This window comes from Pseudonocardia sp. T1-2H (genome assembly GCF_038039215.1).
Classification (GTDB): Bacteria; Actinomycetota; Actinomycetes; order Mycobacteriales; family Pseudonocardiaceae; genus Pseudonocardia.
Genome location: NZ_JBBPCL010000001.1, coordinates 6,216,542 through 6,234,039 on the forward strand (window position 1 = coordinate 6,216,542; position 17,498 = coordinate 6,234,039).

General features: G+C 73.3%; 13 protein-coding genes and 4 pseudogenes. 2 read left to right on the forward strand and 15 right to left on the reverse strand.

What is annotated here, in order from left to right; all coding sequences use genetic code 11:
• Nucleotides 1-20: 20 nt before the first annotated feature.
• From WBK50_RS30640 to WBK50_RS30650, 3 genes and pseudogenes are all read right to left on the reverse strand, one after another.
• Nucleotides 21-1,664: pseudogene (locus WBK50_RS30640) on the reverse strand (xanthine dehydrogenase family protein molybdopterin-binding subunit); the annotation flags it as partial.
• Nucleotides 1,665-1,759: 95 nt separating this feature from the next.
• A pseudogene (locus WBK50_RS30645) lies at nucleotides 1,760-1,840 on the reverse strand (hypothetical protein); the annotation flags it as partial.
• Between the two features lie 97 nt (nucleotides 1,841-1,937).
• Nucleotides 1,938-3,458, reverse strand: coding sequence for a class I adenylate-forming enzyme family protein (locus WBK50_RS30650; RefSeq protein WP_341338895.1), 1,521 nt, complete (start codon nucleotides 3,456-3,458; stop codon nucleotides 1,938-1,940).
• Between the two features lie 156 nt (nucleotides 3,459-3,614).
• Here WBK50_RS30650 and WBK50_RS30655 point away from each other — a divergent pair, with 156 nt between their 5' ends.
• Both WBK50_RS30655 and WBK50_RS30660 read left to right on the forward strand, forming a co-directional pair.
• Entirely contained in the window at nucleotides 3,615-4,199 is a 585-nt protein-coding gene (locus WBK50_RS30655; protein ID WP_341338896.1) for a PadR family transcriptional regulator, read from the forward strand.
• Between the two features lie 165 nt (nucleotides 4,200-4,364).
• Nucleotides 4,365-5,120 (forward strand): annotated as a pseudogene (locus tag WBK50_RS30660) (glycosyltransferase family 9 protein); the annotation flags it as partial.
• Nucleotides 5,121-5,600: 480 nt separating this feature from the next.
• On the opposite strand, the pseudogene WBK50_RS30665 reads toward WBK50_RS30660, so the two are convergent.
• From WBK50_RS30665 to WBK50_RS30720, 12 genes and pseudogenes are all read right to left on the reverse strand, one after another.
• Nucleotides 5,601-6,078: pseudogene (locus tag WBK50_RS30665) on the reverse strand ((2Fe-2S)-binding protein).
• Entirely contained in the window at nucleotides 6,075-6,950 is an 876-nt protein-coding gene (locus WBK50_RS30670) for an FAD binding domain-containing protein (protein WP_341338898.1), read from the reverse strand. The pseudogene WBK50_RS30665 and the gene WBK50_RS30670 overlap by 4 nt, the downstream one beginning before the upstream one ends.
• Entirely contained in the window at nucleotides 6,947-9,340 is a 2,394-nt protein-coding gene (locus WBK50_RS30675) for a xanthine dehydrogenase family protein molybdopterin-binding subunit (protein WP_341338899.1), read from the reverse strand. Before WBK50_RS30675 ends, WBK50_RS30670 begins: the two co-directional genes overlap by 4 nt.
• An 18-nt stretch (nucleotides 9,341-9,358) precedes the next feature.
• Entirely contained in the window at nucleotides 9,359-9,538 is a 180-nt protein-coding gene (locus WBK50_RS30680) for a hypothetical protein (RefSeq protein WP_341338900.1), read from the reverse strand.
• A gap of 236 nt (nucleotides 9,539-9,774) precedes the next feature.
• Nucleotides 9,775-12,111 (reverse strand): xanthine dehydrogenase family protein molybdopterin-binding subunit, encoded by a 2,337-nt coding sequence (locus WBK50_RS30685; RefSeq protein WP_341338901.1) that lies wholly within the window; start codon nucleotides 12,109-12,111, stop codon nucleotides 9,775-9,777.
• Nucleotides 12,108-12,593: a (2Fe-2S)-binding protein gene (locus WBK50_RS30690; RefSeq protein WP_341338902.1), complete on the reverse strand. Its 486-nt coding sequence runs from the start codon at nucleotides 12,591-12,593 to the stop codon at nucleotides 12,108-12,110. Before WBK50_RS30690 ends, WBK50_RS30685 begins: the two co-directional genes overlap by 4 nt.
• On the reverse strand, nucleotides 12,590-13,471 hold the full coding sequence (locus WBK50_RS30695) for an FAD binding domain-containing protein (protein WP_341338903.1): 882 nt from the start codon (nucleotides 13,469-13,471) through the stop codon (nucleotides 12,590-12,592). The genes WBK50_RS30690 and WBK50_RS30695 overlap by 4 nt, the downstream gene beginning before the upstream one ends.
• A complete protein-coding gene (locus WBK50_RS30700) occupies nucleotides 13,468-13,782 on the reverse strand; it encodes a hypothetical protein (protein ID WP_341338904.1) in 315 nt (104 codons plus the stop codon). The genes WBK50_RS30695 and WBK50_RS30700 overlap by 4 nt, the downstream gene beginning before the upstream one ends.
• 23 nt (nucleotides 13,783-13,805) lie before the next feature.
• A complete protein-coding gene (locus WBK50_RS30705) occupies nucleotides 13,806-14,798 on the reverse strand; it encodes an LLM class flavin-dependent oxidoreductase (protein ID WP_341338905.1) in 993 nt (330 codons plus the stop codon).
• Complete coding sequence (locus WBK50_RS30710; protein WP_341338906.1) at nucleotides 14,795-15,919, reverse strand: branched-chain amino acid ABC transporter permease; 1,125 nt, start codon at nucleotides 15,917-15,919, stop codon at nucleotides 14,795-14,797. Before WBK50_RS30710 ends, WBK50_RS30705 begins: the two co-directional genes overlap by 4 nt.
• The gene (locus tag WBK50_RS30715; RefSeq protein WP_341338907.1) at nucleotides 15,916-16,797 is read right to left on the reverse strand and encodes a branched-chain amino acid ABC transporter permease; all 882 of its coding nucleotides are present in this window, start codon (nucleotides 16,795-16,797) and stop codon (nucleotides 15,916-15,918) included. The genes WBK50_RS30710 and WBK50_RS30715 overlap by 4 nt, the downstream gene beginning before the upstream one ends.
• On the reverse strand, nucleotides 16,794-17,474 hold the full coding sequence (locus tag WBK50_RS30720) for an ABC transporter ATP-binding protein (protein ID WP_341338908.1): 681 nt from the start codon (nucleotides 17,472-17,474) through the stop codon (nucleotides 16,794-16,796). Before WBK50_RS30720 ends, WBK50_RS30715 begins: the two co-directional genes overlap by 4 nt.
• Between the last annotated feature and the right edge of the window lie 24 nt (nucleotides 17,475-17,498).

Consider the following 17,498-nt stretch of genomic DNA (forward strand, 5'->3'; position numbering starts at 1 on the left):
TTCGTGGCCGCCCGGACCTCCCGCGGGGTGAACGCGGCCTCCTCGTAGAGCCTCGCGGACACGCCCTCGGGCAGGGCCCCGGGATCCCAGTGCACGACTCCCGCGGCGTGCCGGAACAGCACCGCGCGCTCCGGGTCGTCGCGGTGGCGGACCTTCCCGTCGACGAGCTCGAGCTCCTCGGGAGGCAGGTCCAGCAGCACCGAGCCCGCCGCGCGGACCGTCGCCGCGATCCGGTCCGCGGCCTCGACCACCGCGCTGGTCACCAGCGGCGCGAACCGGGAGGAGTAGCTGCCCGAGGTGACCGTCCACGGCGTCGTGCTCGTGTCCATGTCGACGACGGCCCGCACCTGCTCCTCGGGCAGACCCAGCCGGCGCGCGGCGATCGACCGGGCGACCGTGGCGTGCCCCTGCCCCTGGGGGACGCTGCCGAGCATGACGGTGACCAGACCCTGCATGTCGACCGAGATCCGGACGTGCTCGGTCGAGCCGGACTTGTCCCGGCCGGGCTTGCGGTCCTCCGCGGGGGTCGCGAGGCCGACGTAGCCGATGTTCGTGCCCGAGGGGTCCACGACGAGGCCGACCCCGATGCCGTAGTAGGCGCCCTCGGCGCGCGCCGCGGCCTGCCGGGCCCGCAGCTCGTCGAGCCCGGCGTTCTTCACCGCGAGGTCCAGGGCGGCCGGGTAGTCCCCGGAGTCGTAGACGCCGCCGGTGGGCGTCTCGTACGGGAAGTGGTCGACGAGGTTCTGCCGGCGCACCTCCACCACGTCCCGCCCGGTGGCCGCGGCCACGGCGTCCATCAGCCGTTCCAGGCCGAAGTAGAGCTGCTGGCCGCCGAAACCGCGGTTCAGCCCGGTCGGCATGGTGTTGGTGACCACCGCCCGCGCCCGGATCTCGACCGCGCCGATCCGGTACGCGCCGGTGATGTTGCCGAAGCAGCGGTAGAGCGTCGACGGCTCGGGCGGACGCAGGTAGGCGCCGACGTTGTCGACCAGGTCGACCTTGAGCGCGGTGACCGTGCCGTCGTCCGCGACGGCCGCGGAGAACCGCATGGCCCGGTCGGCGCCCGAGGCACTGGCGAGGAGGTGCTCGATCCTGTCCTCGGTCCAGCGCACCGGGGTGCCGGCGTGCTTCGACGCCAGCGCCATCAGCACCACGTACGGGTAGATGCCCGCCTTGATGCCGAAGCTGCCACCGATGTCGGCGGGCACGTGGAGCCGGACGCGGGAGGTCGGGATGCCGAGGGCACCGGCCATGACCGGCACCATGGTGAACGGGCCGTGGAAGTTCGCCCACGTCTCGACCGCAGGCCCGTCGGCCGTGTCCTGCCAGTTCGCGATGACCGAGTAGCACTCCATCGGGACCGAGGAGTAGCGCGGGAAGTCGTAGTCCGCCTCGACGACGTGCGCCGCGTCGGTGAAGGCCTGCTCCACCGGCCCGAACGAGAAGGTGCGGTCCGTGGCGACGTTGTCCCCCGCCTCCTCGTGGAGCACCGGTGCGTCCGGCAGGAGCGCCGGGCGGGGGGCCACGACCGCGTCGAGCGACTCGTACTCCACGGCGACCAGCTCGGCGGCGTCCTCGGCGGTGTAGCGGTCCGAGGCGACCACGACGGCGATCGGCTCGCCGACGAAGCGGACCTTGTCGACGGCCGTCGGGTAGTAGGCCATCGGCGTCGTCGTCGAGAGGGGAAGGGCCGCACGGCGGCCCGGACCTCCTCCGGCCCGATCACGGCCGCGACACCGGGTTGCGCGCGGGCGCGGCTGAGATCGACCGAAACGAGGCGGGCGTGGGGCTGCGTGGAGCGCACGACGGTGGCCACCAGGGTCCCCGGCAGGGGATCCATGTCGTCGAGGAACCGACCGCCGCCGGTGACGAGCGCGGCGTCCTCAACGCGGGCCGGGTTCCAGCGGGGCGTGCCGCCCTCCGTCACCGGGGCATGGTCAGCCACGAGCTTCTCCCTTCGCGTCGTAGTCACCCGCGGACAGGACGCGGCGCAGGGTCTTGCCCACGCCCGACCGGGGGATGACGTCGACGGCGATCACCCTCTTGGGGCGCTTCAGCGACGGCAGCACGCTGCGCGCGTGTTCCAGCGTCTTCTCCGCCGCGGCGATCGGATCGGTGCCGGCCGCGGGGACGACGAACGCGGTGACCGCCTGGCCCCAGCGCTCGTCGGGCAGGCCGACGACCACGACGTCGTCGATCGCGGCGCATCGGGCGAGCGCCGCCTCGATCTCGTCCGGGTACAGGTTCTCCCCGCCCGAGTTGATCATATCGTCGACGCGGCCGGCCACCCACAGGTCGCCGTCGGAGTCGGCGACGGCCAGGTCTCCGGTGTAGTACCAGCCGTCCCGGATGGACTTCTCGTTGGCGTCCGGGCGCTGCCAGTAGCCGGCGAACGCCTCCGGGCTGTCCAGGGACACGATCACCTGTCCCTGCTCGCCGTCGGGCACCAGCGCGTCCGGCGGGGCCCCGATCTCGGGGGTCACGAGCCGCACGCGGGAGAAGATCCCGGCCCGGCCGGCGGAGGCGGGCTTGGCGACGACGTCCGGGTTGACGGTGAACGTGTAGATCTCGGTGCTGCCGAAGTGGTTGACGAACGACGCCGGGCGCACCTCGGCGGCGAGCTGCTCGGCGAGGGACGGCGTCATCGCGGCGCCGGCGTACGCGAGCCGGTCGAGGGCGCGGGCGTCACCGAGCCGCCCGCTGCGCAGCAGGGACCAGTAGATGGTCGGCACCAGGTACAGCGAGCTGATCCCCTCCTCGAGGATCAGTTCCGTCGACGCCTCGGCGTCGAACGCCGGCTGCGCGACCCAGGTGCCGCCCACCACGATGCTGGTCAGCAGGGTGCGCAGCCCCATCGTGTGGAACATCGGCATCACCCCGAGCACGACCTCGCCGATGCGCTGCTGGGTCTGCACGGCGTGCGCCACCGCCGCCGAGTGCTCCGCCCGGTGCGTGCGCGGGACGCCCTTGGGCCGCCCCGTGGTGCCAGAGGTGTAGAGCATGACGCTGATCGCGGACTCGTCCGGCACCGTCGGCAGGTCGCCGTCGGGCTCGCCGGCCGCCAGCTCGTCGAGCTCCGCGGCGGTGTGCAGCCGGGGTCCGCCACCCGAGGTGGCGGCCGCGCCGCGCTCGGCGTTCGCGTCGTCGACCACGAGCAGCACCGCGCCGCTGTCCTCGATGCAGTGCCGCAGCTCGTCCGGCGAGAACCGGGTGGACAGCGGAACCGAGACCGCGCCCAGCTTCTGCGCGGCAAGGTGCAGGCTCGCGAGCGGCTCGCCGCCCGTCAGGGCGAGTGCGACCCGGTCGCCCGGCCCGACCCCCACCGTCTGCAGAGCCCTGGCCAGCGCGTTCGTGCGCGCGTCCCACTCGCGATAGACGAGGTGACGCCCTGCGCCGCGAACCGCGAACCGGCCGGGGTAGCGCTCTGCGGCCCCGCGCAGCGCCGTCGCCAGATCCATGAAGCCTCCCATGACCGTCTGAAACGTACGGTACAGTTCAGATTGTTGGTCGGCAAGACGAGCGCTCGCACCCGGTGTGGGTACCCGTTTCGTAGACTGCACAGGCACGCGGTGCAGGCTCGACCGACGGCGTGTGCTGCCGACCCGAGGAGTTTCGTGGCCGAGGTCCGCCTGTCCCCCACCTCGTACGTCGTGCTCGGCATGATCGCTCTGCGCGGTCCGTCGACCCCGTACGACCTCAAGCGCGGCGTCGCGCACTCGGTCGGCTACTTCTGGAACTTCCCGCACGCGCAGCTCTACTCGGAGCCCGAGCGGCTGGCCGCGCTGGGCCTGCTCGCCCTGTCCGCGGAGGACTCCGGGCGCCGTCGCAAGACCTACTCGCTCACCACGGCGGGCAGGGAGGCCCTGCGGACCTGGCTCGCCTCGCCCACCGAGGAACACTTCGAGATGCGGGACATCGCCGAGCTGAAGCTGTTCTTCAACGAGGCCGGCGAGCCCGAGGACGTCGCCGCCCTGGCCCGGGACCAGATCCGCCAGCACGAGGACCGCATCGCGGTGTACGAGGACATGGCGGAGCGGTTCGGCGACGACCCGTCGCTGCGGCCGCGGATGCTCACCCTCGAACTGGGCCTGGAGATGGAGCACGCGGCCCTGCGCTTCTGGACCGCGCTCGAGGCGGGGGATCTCACCGCGCTGCAGGAGTCCCGTCGCGGCCGAGGCGCGGTCCGCTCGCAGTCCTGACCTCCTCGACGCGGCCCACCGCGCATGGCACGCACCTCGGTGGGTACCAGGTCGCGTCCGAGGACGACGGCGACCGCTCACGGTCACCCTCGGGCTGCAGGGCGGCATCGGGAGGTCCGGCGTGAGCCATGACGAGGACGGGATGCGGCGGATCGCCGTCCTGCGGTGCAACGCGCTCGGGGACTACCTGATGATCACCCCGGCGCTGGCGGCGCTGCGCCGCGCCTTCCCCGAGGCCGAGCTCACCCTGCTCGGCGGGGCCTGGCAGGCGGACTTCCTGTCCGGCCGCCCCGGACCCGTCGACCGGGTCGTGGTGGTACCGCAGGTGGCCGGGTTGGCGGGACAGCCGGGTGGAGCGCCGCAGGCATCCGCCCTGCCGGAGTTCCTCGCCGAGGCCCGCGCCTACCGCTACGACCTGGCTGTGCAGCTGCACGGCGGCGGGACCGCGTCCAATCCCCTGGTGCGGGCCCTCGGCGCCCGGCGGTCGATCGGGCTGCGCGCCGCCGACGCCGCGCCCCTCGATGCGACCGTGCCCTACCGCTACTACCAGCCGGAGGTGTTCCGCTACCTCGAGGTGGTCGCGCTGGTGGGTGCCGACGGGCCGCCGGAGTACCCCCTGCTCGCGGTGTCCGACCAGGAGCAGGCGGCCGCGGCCGAGGCCTGCCCGGCGACGGGCCGTGGGTCGCGCTGCACGCCGGTGCCGGTGATCCGCGCCGGCGCTGGGCGGCGGAGCGGTTCGCCGCCGTCGCCACCGGCCTCGCCGCCGCCGGGGTGCGCCCGGTGCTCGTCGGCTCGGCCGCCGACCTGCCGGTGAGCGCGGAGGTGCGCAGCCACGCCGCCGTCGCGGTGCACGACCTGACCGGCCGCACGGGCCTGGGCACGCTGGCTGCCGTGCTCGGTCGGTGCGCGGTGGTGGTGGCCAACGACTCCGGGCCGCTGCACCTCGCGCGCGCAGCCGGTGCCGCGACGGTCGGGCTGTACTGGTGCGGCAACGCGATCAACGCCGCGGCGACCGTCCGGACGAGGCACCGGCCGCTCCTGAGCTGGACCGTGCTCTGCCCGGTGTGCGGCGTCGACGCCAGCACGGCCGGCTTCCCGCACCGCCCCGGGAGGGCTGCGCGCACCGGCCCTCGTTCCTCGGTCAGATCCCGGTGGCCGAGGTGCTGGAGGAGGCCCTGGACCTGGTTGCGGGAGCGACCTGCGGCCCGCAGGACGTGCCTTCGGCCCGATGGGCGCCTCCCTGAACCCGGGCCGACGACCGCCGCGGGACGCCCCCGCGGGCGGGCGGGCACGGCCCGCCCGCGGCCGCCGGGTGGTGCGGGTGGAACGCCGGGAGGGAACCGGGCCGGACCTCGTCCCGGCCTCGGGCGGACGGCCCGGTCCGCTCCCGGACGACGGGCGTCAGCTCCGCTGCTTCTCCGCCGCCTCGAGGACCGACGTGACGATCGAGTCGTATCCGGTGCAGCGGCAGAGGTTGCCGGAGATGCCCTCCCGCACCTCCTCGGCCGACGGGTCGGGGTTGTCCGCCAGGAAGCTCCGTGGCACACATCAACATGCCGGAGGTGCAGAAACCGCACTGGAGCCCGTGGTTGTCCCAGAACGCCTCCTGCAGCGGGTTCAGCTCGTTGCCGCTGGCCAGCCCCTCGACGGTGGTGATCGTGCTGCCGTCGGCCTGGACCGCCAGCATCAGACACGCCCGCGCGGTGCGTCCGTCGAGCATGATCGTGCACGCGCCGCACACGCCGTGCTCACAGCCCAGGTGGGTGCCGGTGAGACCGCACTCGTGACGGATGAAGTCCGCCAACGTGAGCCGCGGTTCACAGTCGGCCGTGTAGACGTGGCCGTTGATGGTCACCGAGACCGTCTGCTTGTCACTCATGCGCTCACTCCACTTCGCTCGACGGCCGCGGCCACCGCCCTCTTGACCAACAGCTGGATCATGTCCCGCCGGTACGACGCGGGAGCGTGGACGTCATCGGTCGGGTGGACGCTCGCCGTGACCGTGGCCGCGGCGGCGTCGATCGCGTCCGCCGTCGGCTGCGCGCCGGCGAGGACCTCCTCCGCGGCGTGCAGCCGGAGCGGGACCGAGGCCACCCCGCTCGCGGCCACCCGGATCAGGTCGACCGAGCCGTCGGCAGCGAGATGGACCGCGGCCATCGCGCCCACGATGGCGAAGTCGCCGTGCCTGCGGGCCAGTTCCTCGACCGCGACACCGGTTCCCGCGGGCAACCGCGGAATCCGGATCTCGGTCAGCACCTCGTTGTACTCCATCGCCGTGGTGAACGTGCCGGTGAAGTAGTCCTCGGCCGCGATGGTGCGGGTCCCGTTCGGACCCTCCACCACCAACTCGCCACCCAGGCCGGTGACCAGCGCCGGAAGCTCCGCGGCCGAGTCTGCGTGGGCCACGCTGCCGCCGACCGTCCCGCGGTTGCGGTTGGTGATGTGGCCGACGTGGTGCAGGACCTGGGGCAGCAGCGGGACCTCGGCCGCGACGACGTCGCTGATCTCCACGTCGCGCTGCCGGGTCATCGCCCCGATCACCAGGCTCCCGTTGTCCACGCGGATCTGGTCCAGCCCGCTGATCCGGTTGATGTCGATCAGGATCGACGGCCGGGCGAGCCGGAAGCTCATCAGCGGGACGAGGCTCTGCCCGCCGGCGAGCACCTTGGCGTCCGAGCCGTGCTCGGTGAGCAGTGCGACCGCTTCCCTGACGTCACCGGCGCGGGCGTACTTGACAGCTGGGGGCTTCACAGCGACCCCTCCTTACCCGACTGGGCGTCGCGGATCAGATCGAGGAGACGGGGCGGGGTGACCGGGAACCGGGTCACCGCCACGCCGATGTCGCTGAGCGCGTCGTCGACGGCGCTGCCGACCAGCGACACCCCGGCGATCGTGCCCGCCTCACCGACACCCTTGATCCCACCGGGGATGTCGGGGGCCGGGGTCTCCTGGTGGTAGAAGTGGAACGGCGGGATGTCCGTCGACGTCGGCAGCAGGTAGTCCATGAAGCTCGCCGTCCGCAGCTGGCCCTCCTCGTCGTAGACGAGCTCCTCGAGCAGCGCGCCACCCAGCGCCTGGGCCAGGCCGCCGGCGAGCTGGCCGTCCACCAGCATCGGGTTGATCACCGTGCCGCAGTCGTGGGCCTGCAGGCAGTCCAGCAGCGACACCATCCCGGTCTGGCGGTCGACCTCGACCAGCAGAGCGGTGCAGCCGTAGGAGGTCGCCATGTTCGGCGGGTCGAACACGTCGACCTCCTCCAGCGTCGGCATCTCCGCCTCGGGCAGCCGGTCCAGCAGCCGCCGGTAGGCCGCGTCCCCGACGTCCTTGGTGGACACCGACTTGCCCGACGTCCCGCGCACGCTGATCTGGCCGTCGACGATCTCCAGGTCGTCGGCGGACGCCTCGAGCAGCTCGGCGGCCACCCGCAGGATCTTCGCCTGCAGCCGCTCGGTCGCCCGCTGGATCGCGGCGCCGCCGAGCGGTGCCGCCCGGCTCCCGCCCGTGCCGTAGCCGGTGTAGGGGCAGGAGTCGGTGTCCCCGGTGACGACGACGATGTCGTCCATCGGGATGCCGAGCCCGTCCGCGGCCAGCTGGGCGTAGATGGTGTCCGTGCCCTGGCCCATGTTGATCTGGCCGGAGTAGACGGTGACCTTGCCGACCGAGTCCATCCGGACGGTGACCTCGTCGAAGCCGGAGTGCTGCAGGCCGACCAGGTTCATGATCCGGCTGGGACCGTAGGCGCTCGGCTCGATGTGGAACGAGTACCCGATCCCGACGGAACGGCCCTCGGCCCGTGCCTGCGCCTGGCGCTCCAGCCATCCGAGCTCCTCGACCTTGGCGATCGCCAGGTCGAGGCAGTCGGCGTAGCGGCCGCTGTCGTAGGTGAAGGCGGCGCCGCTGAAGTGGGGGAACTGGTCCGGGGCCACGAGGTTCTTGCGCCGGATCTCGAGGCGGTCCATCCCCAGCTCACGGGCGGCGAGCTCGATCAGCCGCTCGTGCACGATGTTGCCCTTGGGCGCCCCCCACCCCCGGTACGAGCCGTACGGCGAGCGGTTGGTCATGACGACCTTCACCGTCACGTCCAGGTTGGGGATGTTGTACGGGCCCATGCAGGTGAGCACGGACGCCCAGCACGGCCCGGCGCCGACCGTGCCGAGTGCACCGCCGAGCGCGCCGTAGGCGGTGCCGCGCAGGCCGAGGATGGTGCCGTCGTTGCTCAGCGCCATCTCGAAGTCCATGCGCTGGTCGCGCGAGTGCGAGGTGGCGAAGAAGCTGTCCACGCGGTCCTCGATCAGCTTCACCGGACGTCCGGTGCGGCGGGACAGGACCGCGGCGATCACCTCCTCCCCGTAGAAGTCGAACTTGTTGCCGAAGCCGCCGCCGAGGTTGGGCGTCCGGACCCGGATCTTGTGCACCGGTACCCCGAGCACCTCGCACAGCAGGTCACGGGCGAGGTTGGGCGACTGCGTCGACAGGTGGAGGTCGAGGGTGTCGGCGAACGAGTCCCAGGTCACGATGCAACCGCGCGGCTCCAGCGGGCAGCCGAAGGCGCGGCCGTGGTCGAACGTCCCCTTGACCACGACATCGGCGGAGGCGAAGGCCTTCTCGGCGTCGCCGAACTGGTAGGAGTGCGAGCCGCTGACGTTGTCGGGCCAGTCGTCGTAGAGCTTCGGCGCATCCGGGGCGAGCGCCGCGTCGAGGTTCGCGACCACCGGCAGCGGCTCGTACTCGACCTCGATCAGCTCGAGCGCGTCCTCGGCGACGTAGCGGTTCACCGCGACGACGGCCGCGACCGCCTGCCCGACCCAGCGGACCCGGTCCACGGCCAGCGCGTAGGTCTTGGCGATCCGCTGGTCCGGGATCGGGAGCCAGATCACCGGCTGCTGGCCCGCGACGGCGGCGAGGTCCTCGCCGGTGATGACATCGAAGACACCGGGAAGCTCACGCGCCCGGCTGACGTCGATGCTGGTGATCCGCGCGTGCGCCATCGGGCTGCGCAGCACCGCGGCTTCGATCATCTTGGGAACCGTGAGGTCGTCGATGTACTGCCCACGGCCCGCCAGCAGGCGGGGATCCTCGGTACGTCGGATCCGCGCCCCGGTGTACTTGGTCTGGCTCTGAACGGGTTCGGTGATGGTCATGGCGCAGCTAATCGCTCCTCAGGTCATCAGTGGTACGACGGCACACGACGGGTCCGGGGCGCCGCCGAGCTCGGGGGTGGCGTGGTGGGTGGGGCGCTCGATCGCCTCGGTGCCCGTCGCCCGGTCGACGATCACCCGGACCTGATTCCGTCGGAATCCGATCTCCTGACCGCTCTCTTGTGCGGTGCGGATCATCATGAAGTGGAACCTAGGCAACGCCCCACGGCCCGACCATGGGCCATTCGCCACAGTTTCGGGCCCACAAGTGCAAGCCGACAAAATGTTTCGCGAATGATTCTGATACATGACAGCGCGTGGTATACGCGCAATGCCGCGAGCCGGAAATCGGCGGGCACGACGGCGAATCCGGCCCGGCACCGGACCCGCCGGCTCGCCGAGGCGTTCGTCCTCGGCGAGCAGCGGGCCCGGGGGCGTCATCGACGGTTGGCCCGCAGGGCCGCGAGCACGGCGAACGGGGAGAGCGGCAGGTCGGTCACCGTCACCCCGATCGCGTCGGACACGGCGCAGGCGAGCACCGCCGCCACCGGCACGATGGGCGGCTCGGCCACACCCTTGGCGCCGTAGGGCCCGGTCGGGAGCGGGTTCTCCAGGATCTCCAGGTCGATCGGCGGCACGTCCGGTGCGGTGGGGATCCGGTAGGTCTCCAGGTTCCGGTCGAGCACCCGCCCGTCCGGCCCGAGCCGCAGGTCCTCGTACAGCGCGTAGCCGATGCCCTGCGCCACGGCGCCGTTGACCTGGCCGACGACCATCGCCGGGTTGATCGCCCGGCCGACGTCCTGGGCGACGACGTAGCTCAGCACCGTCACCTCGCCCGTGTCCGGGTCGACCTCCACCTCCGCGGCATGGGCGTGGGAGGAGGTGGCGTTGATCGTGCTGAAGAGGCCGCCGATCACGCAGCCGGCGTCGAACTCGGGAGGCTGCGCCACGAACCGGCCGGTGGCCGACAGCGGCCCACTGGAGAACATCGCGGCCGCGCTGACCGCGGCGAGAGTGACCGACGCGCCGGGGCTGCCCGCGACCTGCACGACGTCCCCGGCGATCTCCAGGTCCGTCTCCGCCGCCTCCAGCATGCCCGCGGCGGTCCGCAGGATCTGCTCGCGCAGCTCGCCCGCGGCCTGGCCGGCCGCGTTGCCCGCACCGTAGGTCGTGCGGCTGCCCTGGGCGCCGTTGTCGAAGCCCGCGGCGTCGGTGTCCGGGGTGGACACCAGCACGTCGTCGACGTGCACGCCGAGCCGCTCGGCGACGATCTGCCGCACCCCGGTCTGGACGGCGCCGGTGCCGATCTCCGTCGCCGCGGTGGTGACCAGGACGGTCCCGTCGTCGGACAGCGAGACGGACGCCTCGCCGGGGCCGGGGTTGGTGAGCCAGGTCAGCGGCACCACGGCCTTGCCCCGCAGCTTCCCCGGGGTCGCCGGCCGCTCCCGGTCCCACGGCGCGCGGCGCTCCACCGACTCCAGGGCCTCGACGAGGATCGGGTCGTCGAGGGCCTGGCCGTTGACCATGGCCTCACCGGCCCGCAGCACGTTGCGCAGCCGCAGCTCGCGCCGGTCGACGCCCAGCTCGCGGGCGACGTGGTCGAGGTGCGACTCCTGGGCGAACACGACGTACGGCCCGCCGACCCCGCGGAACGCCGCCGTCGGTGCGGTGTTGGTGTAGACCACGCGGGTGCGGTACCGGGCGAGCGGGATGCGGTAGGTCGACCCGAGGGCGAGCGCGGGCAGCCCGGCGCAGATGACCGTCTCGCCGCTGGAGTTCGCGCCGTTGTCGGTGAGGACGTCCGCCTCCTGGGCGAGGATGCGGCCCTCCGCGTCGACGGCGGTGCGCAGCCGCAGGACCGCGTTCTCCCGCGGGCCGGCGGTGGCCAGCTCCTCGGCGCGGCTGTTGACCAGCCGGACCGGGCGCCCCGAGCGTCGGGCGAGCAGGCACGCCATCGGCTCCAGCATCGCGTCGAGTTTGCCGCCGAACCCGCCGCCGACGGTCGGCACGAGCACGCGGACCGCCGACGGCCGGATGCCCAGCAGCTCCGCGGTGCGGCTGCGGACCGAGTGCGGGAACTGGGTGGAGGTGTGCACGGTGTAACGGCCGGTGGTGTACCGGGCCACGCAGGCGTGTGGCTCCAGCGGCGTCTGGTGCTGGCGGGGGACGCGGAACTCGTCGCTCACGACCCGGTGCGCCGCGGCGAACGCGGCGTTCCACTCCTCGTCCGTGCCCTTCTCCAGGCGGGCGTCCCAGGCGACGTTGCCGCTGCGGAAACCGTCGACCGGCGCCGCGTAGTCCGCCCAGCCGGGGTGGATCAGCCGGGCGTCGGGCGCCACGGCCGCGTCCAGGTCGACGACCGGGTCGAGCGGCTCGAGCTCCAGCTCGATCGCGGCCAGCGCCGCCGCCGCCTGCTCGGGCGTCTCGGCGGCGACGGCGGCGATCGGCTCCCCGGCGTAGCGGACGATGTCGATCGCGAACACGGTCTGGTCCTTGACCACCAGCATGCCCGACAGGGCGGGCGCGTCCGCCCCGGTCACGACGGCGTGCACGCCCGGCAGGCCGGCCGCGGCGGAGGTGTCGAGCCGGATGATCCGCGCGGCGGAGAGCTCCGCGCGGAGGACCGCGGCGTGCAGCATGCCCGCCTCGGCGAGGTCGACGGTGTAGACGGCCGCGCCGCGGACCTTGGCGTCGGCGTCCGGCCTGGGGATCGAGCGGCCGACGGCGCCGCTCGCGGGGACGGCACGGGCGGCGGGCTCGGACAGCGCGGTCACAGCCGGTCCTCCCTCGGGGTCGGGGCGGCCGCCGCCGCGGTCAGGGCCGCGTCGACGATGGTGTGGTAGCCGGTGCACCGGCAGAGGTTGCCGGTGAGCGCCTCGCGGACCTGCCCGGCGTCCGGATCCGCCGTGGTGTCGAGGAACGTGCTCAGGGTCATCACCATGCCGGGGGTGCAGGCCCCGCACTGCACGCCGTGGCAGGAGACCATCGCCTCCTGCACGGGGTGCAGCGGCCCGTCCGGCGCGCTGAGCCCCTCGACGGTGGTGACCGGCTCGGCCTCGGCGAGGGCGACCGGCAGCAGGCAGGACGCGACGGCCCGGTCGCCGAGCCGGACGGTGCAGGAACCGCAGCGGCCCGTCCCGCAGGAGACCTTCGTGCCGCGCAGGTGCAGGTGGTCGCGCAGCACGTCGGAGAGCGGGGTCCCGCCGGGCACGTCGACCTCGGCGGCGCGGCCGTTGACGGTCAGCCGGTAGTTCACGGGGCCTCCCCGGTGTCGTGGTCGGTGGCCGGGTCGGTGAGGCAGTCGGCCGCGGCGCGGGCGAACACCGCGGGCAGGACCTCGAGGCGGTACCAGCCGGGTGCCAGCAGGTCGTCCCGCGGGGTCAGGACGGCGGCCGCGGCCAGCCCGGCGGCGCGGGCGGCGGCCTCGTCGAGGGTGGTGCCGGCGAGCGCCGCCTCGGCCTCGGGACACCGCCGGGCACGGGCCTCCACCGACCCGACGGCGACGCGGACCGCGGACGCGACGCCCGCCTCGTCGAGATCGGCGGAGATCGCCACGGACACCAGCGCGTACTCGCCGCCGCCGCGCACGGTCAGCCGGGCGTACCCGGAGCGGCGGCCCGCCGGGGCGGAGGCGGTGACGGAGACCAGCACCGCGGCCGGGTCGGTGGTGTCGCCGTGGGCCGACCGCAGGTAGCCGTCGACCCCGATCCGGTGCCGTCCGGCCGCGGTCGCGACCTCCACTCCTGCGTCGAGCGCGAGCAGGGCCGGGACCAGGTCGGCCTCGGCGAACCCGCGGGCGTTGAGGTTCCCGCCGAGCGTCGCCACGTTGCGGACCTGCGGGAACGCCGACGTCCGCGCGGCCGTGCCCAGGGCGCGCAGCGCGGGGGGCAGGGGCGCGGCGGCCAGCTCGGCGTGGGTCGTGAGGGCGCCCCACGTCCCGGCAGCGACGCCGCGCAGCTCGGCGATGCGGTGCAGTGAGACGAAGGTCCCCGGCGGCGTGGGCGACCGCATGAGCCAGGTCCCTCCGGCGAGCGCGGCGCCGTCGGGGCCCAGCTCGGCCAGCCGGCGCACCGCCTCGTCGACCGACCCCGGCACCTCCACCCGGGGCCGGGCCAGATGGGTGGGGGCCGTCATTGCACGACCGTCCCGGCCACCGCCTCGAAGGCGCTGATGTAGCTGCGGAACTGGTCGAAGAAGCTCGCCGGGGTCGCGGCGATCGACTTCTGGTAGGTCGCCAGGTCACTGATCTCGATGATCTCGAGGTAGCTGTAGGAGGGGGTGGCCACGCCGTCCATCACCGGGCCCTCCAGCCGGACCACCCGGTACCGCTCGACGCCGGGCAGCGCCTCCGCGGTCGGCTGGTCGACCTCACGGACCCACTGCTCGTAGGCCTCGCGCACGTCCTCGGATGCCAAGGTGGTCAGGAAGAACACGACTTCACTCATGGGAGCAGGCCTTTCGGGTCAGGTCAGAGGTGGGGCAGGACGTCGGCAGCGGTCAGCTCGAGGATCGCGTCGTTGGCCTCGGCCGGGAACGGGGCCAGGACGACGGAGGTGGCGCCGGCGTCGAGGAACGCGCGGATCTTGCCGACGCACTCCTTCGGCGTCCCGGCGATGGTGAAGGTGTCCACCCACTCCTCGGGGAGGGCGGCGGCGATCCGGTCGAGGTCGCCCAGCCCGAGGATCTCCGCGAGCCGCTCGTTGATGCCGTACGCGCCGGTCATCGGGGTCGGGCCGACCGCCTGCAGGTAGAAGGCGAGCGCCTCCCGGGCGGCGGCGCGGGCCACGTCGCCGTCGAGGTCCGCCCGGTAGATGGCGAAGGTGGGGATGCGGTGGGCGGCGGCGTCCCGGCCGGCCTTCGCGGCCCCGGCGGCGATGTGCTGCCTGGCGAACTCCAGGTACTTCGGGGCGGCGATGACGGACATGACCGTGCCGTCGGCGATCTCCCCGGCCAGCTCGAGCGACTTCGGTCCGATCACCCCGGCGTAGAGCTCCACACCCGCCGGGTTGGGGTGGACCAGCGAGACCTGGTCGAACACGAACGGGCCGTCGTCGATGGTCAGGGTCTCCCCGGCGAGCAGCGCGCGGGTCGTCTCGATCACGGCGCGCAGCGACCGCATGGGGGACTTCGGGTACAGCCCCATCTGCTTCGTCCAGAAGGGCACGCCGTGCCCGATGCCGGTGATCAGCCGCCCGGGGTAGGCCAGGCTGAGGGTGGAGACCTCCATCGCGGTGACGGCGGGGTGCCGCACCACGGCGGACAGGATGCCGATCCCCACCGGGATCTCGCGGGTGCCCTGCAGGGCCATGGCGGCGGTCGTCGGACCGCCGAGGAAGAAGTAGTCCTCGCTCAGCCACAGCTCGCCGAAACCGGCGTCTTCGATGCCGACACAGACGTCGACGAGCTTGTCGGGCGGGGTGGTGCCGTGCACCAGCACGCCCACAGGGGAACGGTTCGTCATCGTGAGTCCTCTCGCGGGGTTTCTGGGCCGGCCCCGGCGACGGCTCCCGCCAGGGCAGTCGGTTCTGATGGGTCCGGGGTGACGGTCGGGGGCCGGTGTCGCTCGCCACGTCGGTGAGGCAGCCGCAGCTCGCGGCCGCCGGTGAGCCCGCTCGGGCGGCGCAGCAGCATCACGACCAGGACGACGCCGAGCACGACGTCGGCGACGCCGGGACGGGCCGGGACGGGCACCCCGAGCAGCGACCCGCCCTCCGCGCGGCGCAGCACCTCCGCCAGCACCGACACCGCGACGCTACCGGTCACGGCCCCGGTGAGCGAGCCTGCGCCGCCGAGCACGAGCATGGTGATGATCAGGAAGGTGTAGTCGAGGTAGAACACGTCGGGATTGATCGAGCCGAGCTGCAGGGCGAACAGCGCCCCGCCGATCCCGGTGAGGAACGCGCTCAGCACGAATCCCACCCCGCGCTGCACCGGCACCGAGATCCCCGACGCGGCCGCGGCGACCTCGTCGGACTTGGAGGCCCGCAGGCGGATCCCGAAGGACGAGCGTTGGTACGCCCAGGCGAGCAGCAGGGCCGCCAGCACCCAGCCCAGCGCCACCGGCATCGTCGTGCTCGTCGGTATCGACGAGAGACCCTTCTGCCCCCGGGTCACCGACTGCCACTGGGCGGCGACGGCGGAGAAGGCGATCAGCAGCGACACCGTCGCGAGCCCGGCGGAGAGCCCGCCGATCCGGGACAGCGGTACCGCCACCACCACGGCCACGAGCGCCGCGACCAGCCCACCCGCCACGACCGCGACGAACGGCCCGGCGTGCAGCTCCCGGACCAGGGCCGGGGCGTCGGGCAGCAGCTGCCCCTTGAGCCGCACCGGCAGCGCGAGCAGCCCGGCGACGTAGCCGCCGACCAGGGCGAAGCTCATGTGCCCGAACGACCAGACGCCGGAGTTGCCGACGAACACGTACAGCCCGACGACCAGCACGACGTTGACGAGCCCGCCCACCGCCAGCCGCTCCAGCGACGCCGGCCCGGTGGTGGCGAGCAGCGCCACCACGACGATCCCCGCGAACAGCGCCGACGGGACGCCGAGGGCGCCGCCGGCCCGTCGAAGAAACCCGTTCACACCCGCACCCCCTGGCCGGACCGGATCAGTCCCTGCGGCCGGACGACCAGCAGGCAGAACACGGCCGCGAACAGCAGTGCGTCGCGGAACGGGGCGAGCCCCACCGGGAGCACCTCCTGCAGGAGCTGGCTCGCCGCGCCGAGCACGAACCCGCCGGCGACGGCCCCGCGCAGGCTGGACAGCCCGCCCACGACCGCCGCGATGAGTCCGAACAGCACGGCGTTGAACCCGAACGTCGGGGTGACCGACCCGTTGGCGCCCAGCAGCAGCACGGCCGCGGCGGCGGCCAGCACCCCGCTGACCGCGAACGCCAGGCTGATGACCCGGTTGGCCGCCACGCCCAGCAACCGGGCGGTGGCGAAGTCCTCGGCCGCCGCCCGCATCCGCAGGCCCGCCGGGGTGCGGGTGAGGAAGAGCCCGAGCCCGCCGATGAGCACCACAACGACGACCACCGTGACCACGTTGATCTTGGGCAGGTAGATCTGCCCGAAGGTCCAGCTCTCCCGGAACACGGGATCGACGTCGGTCGAGCGGGGCAGCGCACCGAACAGGCTCTCCGCGAGGCTGGCCAGCAGCACGCTCACCGCGAACGAGGTGACGAGCATCGTCTCGGGCGCGGCGGAGCGGATCCCACGGAAGGCGACCAGCTCCAGCAGCATCGCGAGCGCGACGCACACGGCGACGGTGAGCACCAGCCGCACCACCAGCGGCAGCGAGGCCGTGAACACCAGGGTGTACCCGCCCGCCATGATCAGGCTGGAATGCGCGAAGTTGACCAGGCGCAGGATGCCGAACACCATCGCCACGCCGAGCGCGTAGAGGGCGTACAGCCCGCCGAGGTTCAGCGCGTTGACCAGCGCCTGCACCAGCGTCGTCACGGGGTCACCCCCGCCTCGCCGAGGTACTCCGCCGCCATCGCCGCGCCGCCGCCCAGTTCGTCGGCGGTGCCACTGCGCACGATCCGGCCGGTCCGCAGGACCGACGTCCGGTCGGCCAGCTCGACGGCGCGGGTCGCGTTCTGCTCGACCAGCACGATCGTCAGTCCCTCCCGGCGCAGCTGCGCCACGGTCTCGAACACCAGGTCGACCAGCCGCGGCGCCAGGCCGAGCGACGGCTCGTCGAGCAGCAGCAGCCGGGGTCGGGACATCAGCGCCCGCGCGATGGCGAGCTGCTGCTGCTCGCCGCCGGAGAGCAGCCCGGCCTGCTGGCCGTAGCGGTCCCGCAGGATCGGGAACCGGTCGAGCTGGCGGTCGAGGTCCGCGGCGACCCCGGCGGCGTCGCGCCGGATCGTCGCGCCGAGCGCGAGGTTCTCCGCCACGGTCAGCGAGGTGAAGATGTTGCGGCCCTCCGGCACCAGCGCCACACCGTGCCGGACGACCCGCTCGGGCGCCAGCCCGGACACGACGTCGCCGGCCACCGTGACCGTGCCCGCAGCCGCGCGGACCAGCCCGCTGACGGCGGCGAGCGCGGAGGACTTCCCGGCACCGTTCGGGCCGACGAGGGCCACCAACTCGCCCTCGTCGACGTCGAGGTCGATGCTGTGCAGGGCGGTCACGGACCCGTAGCGGACGGTGAGCCC

Bases quoted from the DNA above. Each gene is read 5' to 3' on its own strand.
- WBK50_RS30705 (WP_341338905.1), bottom strand. From the start codon at position 14,798: ATGACGAACCGTTCCCCTGTGGGCGTGCTGGTGCACGGCACCACCCCG.
- WBK50_RS30650 (WP_341338895.1), bottom strand. From the start codon at position 3,458: ATGGATCTGGCGACGGCGCTGCGCGGGGCCGCAGAGCGCTACCCCGGC.
- WBK50_RS30695 (WP_341338903.1), bottom strand. From the start codon at position 13,471: ATGACGGCCCCCACCCATCTGGCCCGGCCCCGGGTGGAGGTGCCGGGG.
- WBK50_RS30700 (WP_341338904.1), bottom strand. From the start codon at position 13,782: ATGAGTGAAGTCGTGTTCTTCCTGACCACCTTGGCATCCGAGGACGTG.
- WBK50_RS30675 (WP_341338899.1), bottom strand. From the start codon at position 9,340: ATGACCATCACCGAACCCGTTCAGAGCCAGACCAAGTACACCGGGGCG.
- WBK50_RS30680 (WP_341338900.1), bottom strand. From the start codon at position 9,538: ATGATGATCCGCACCGCACAAGAGAGCGGTCAGGAGATCGGATTCCGA.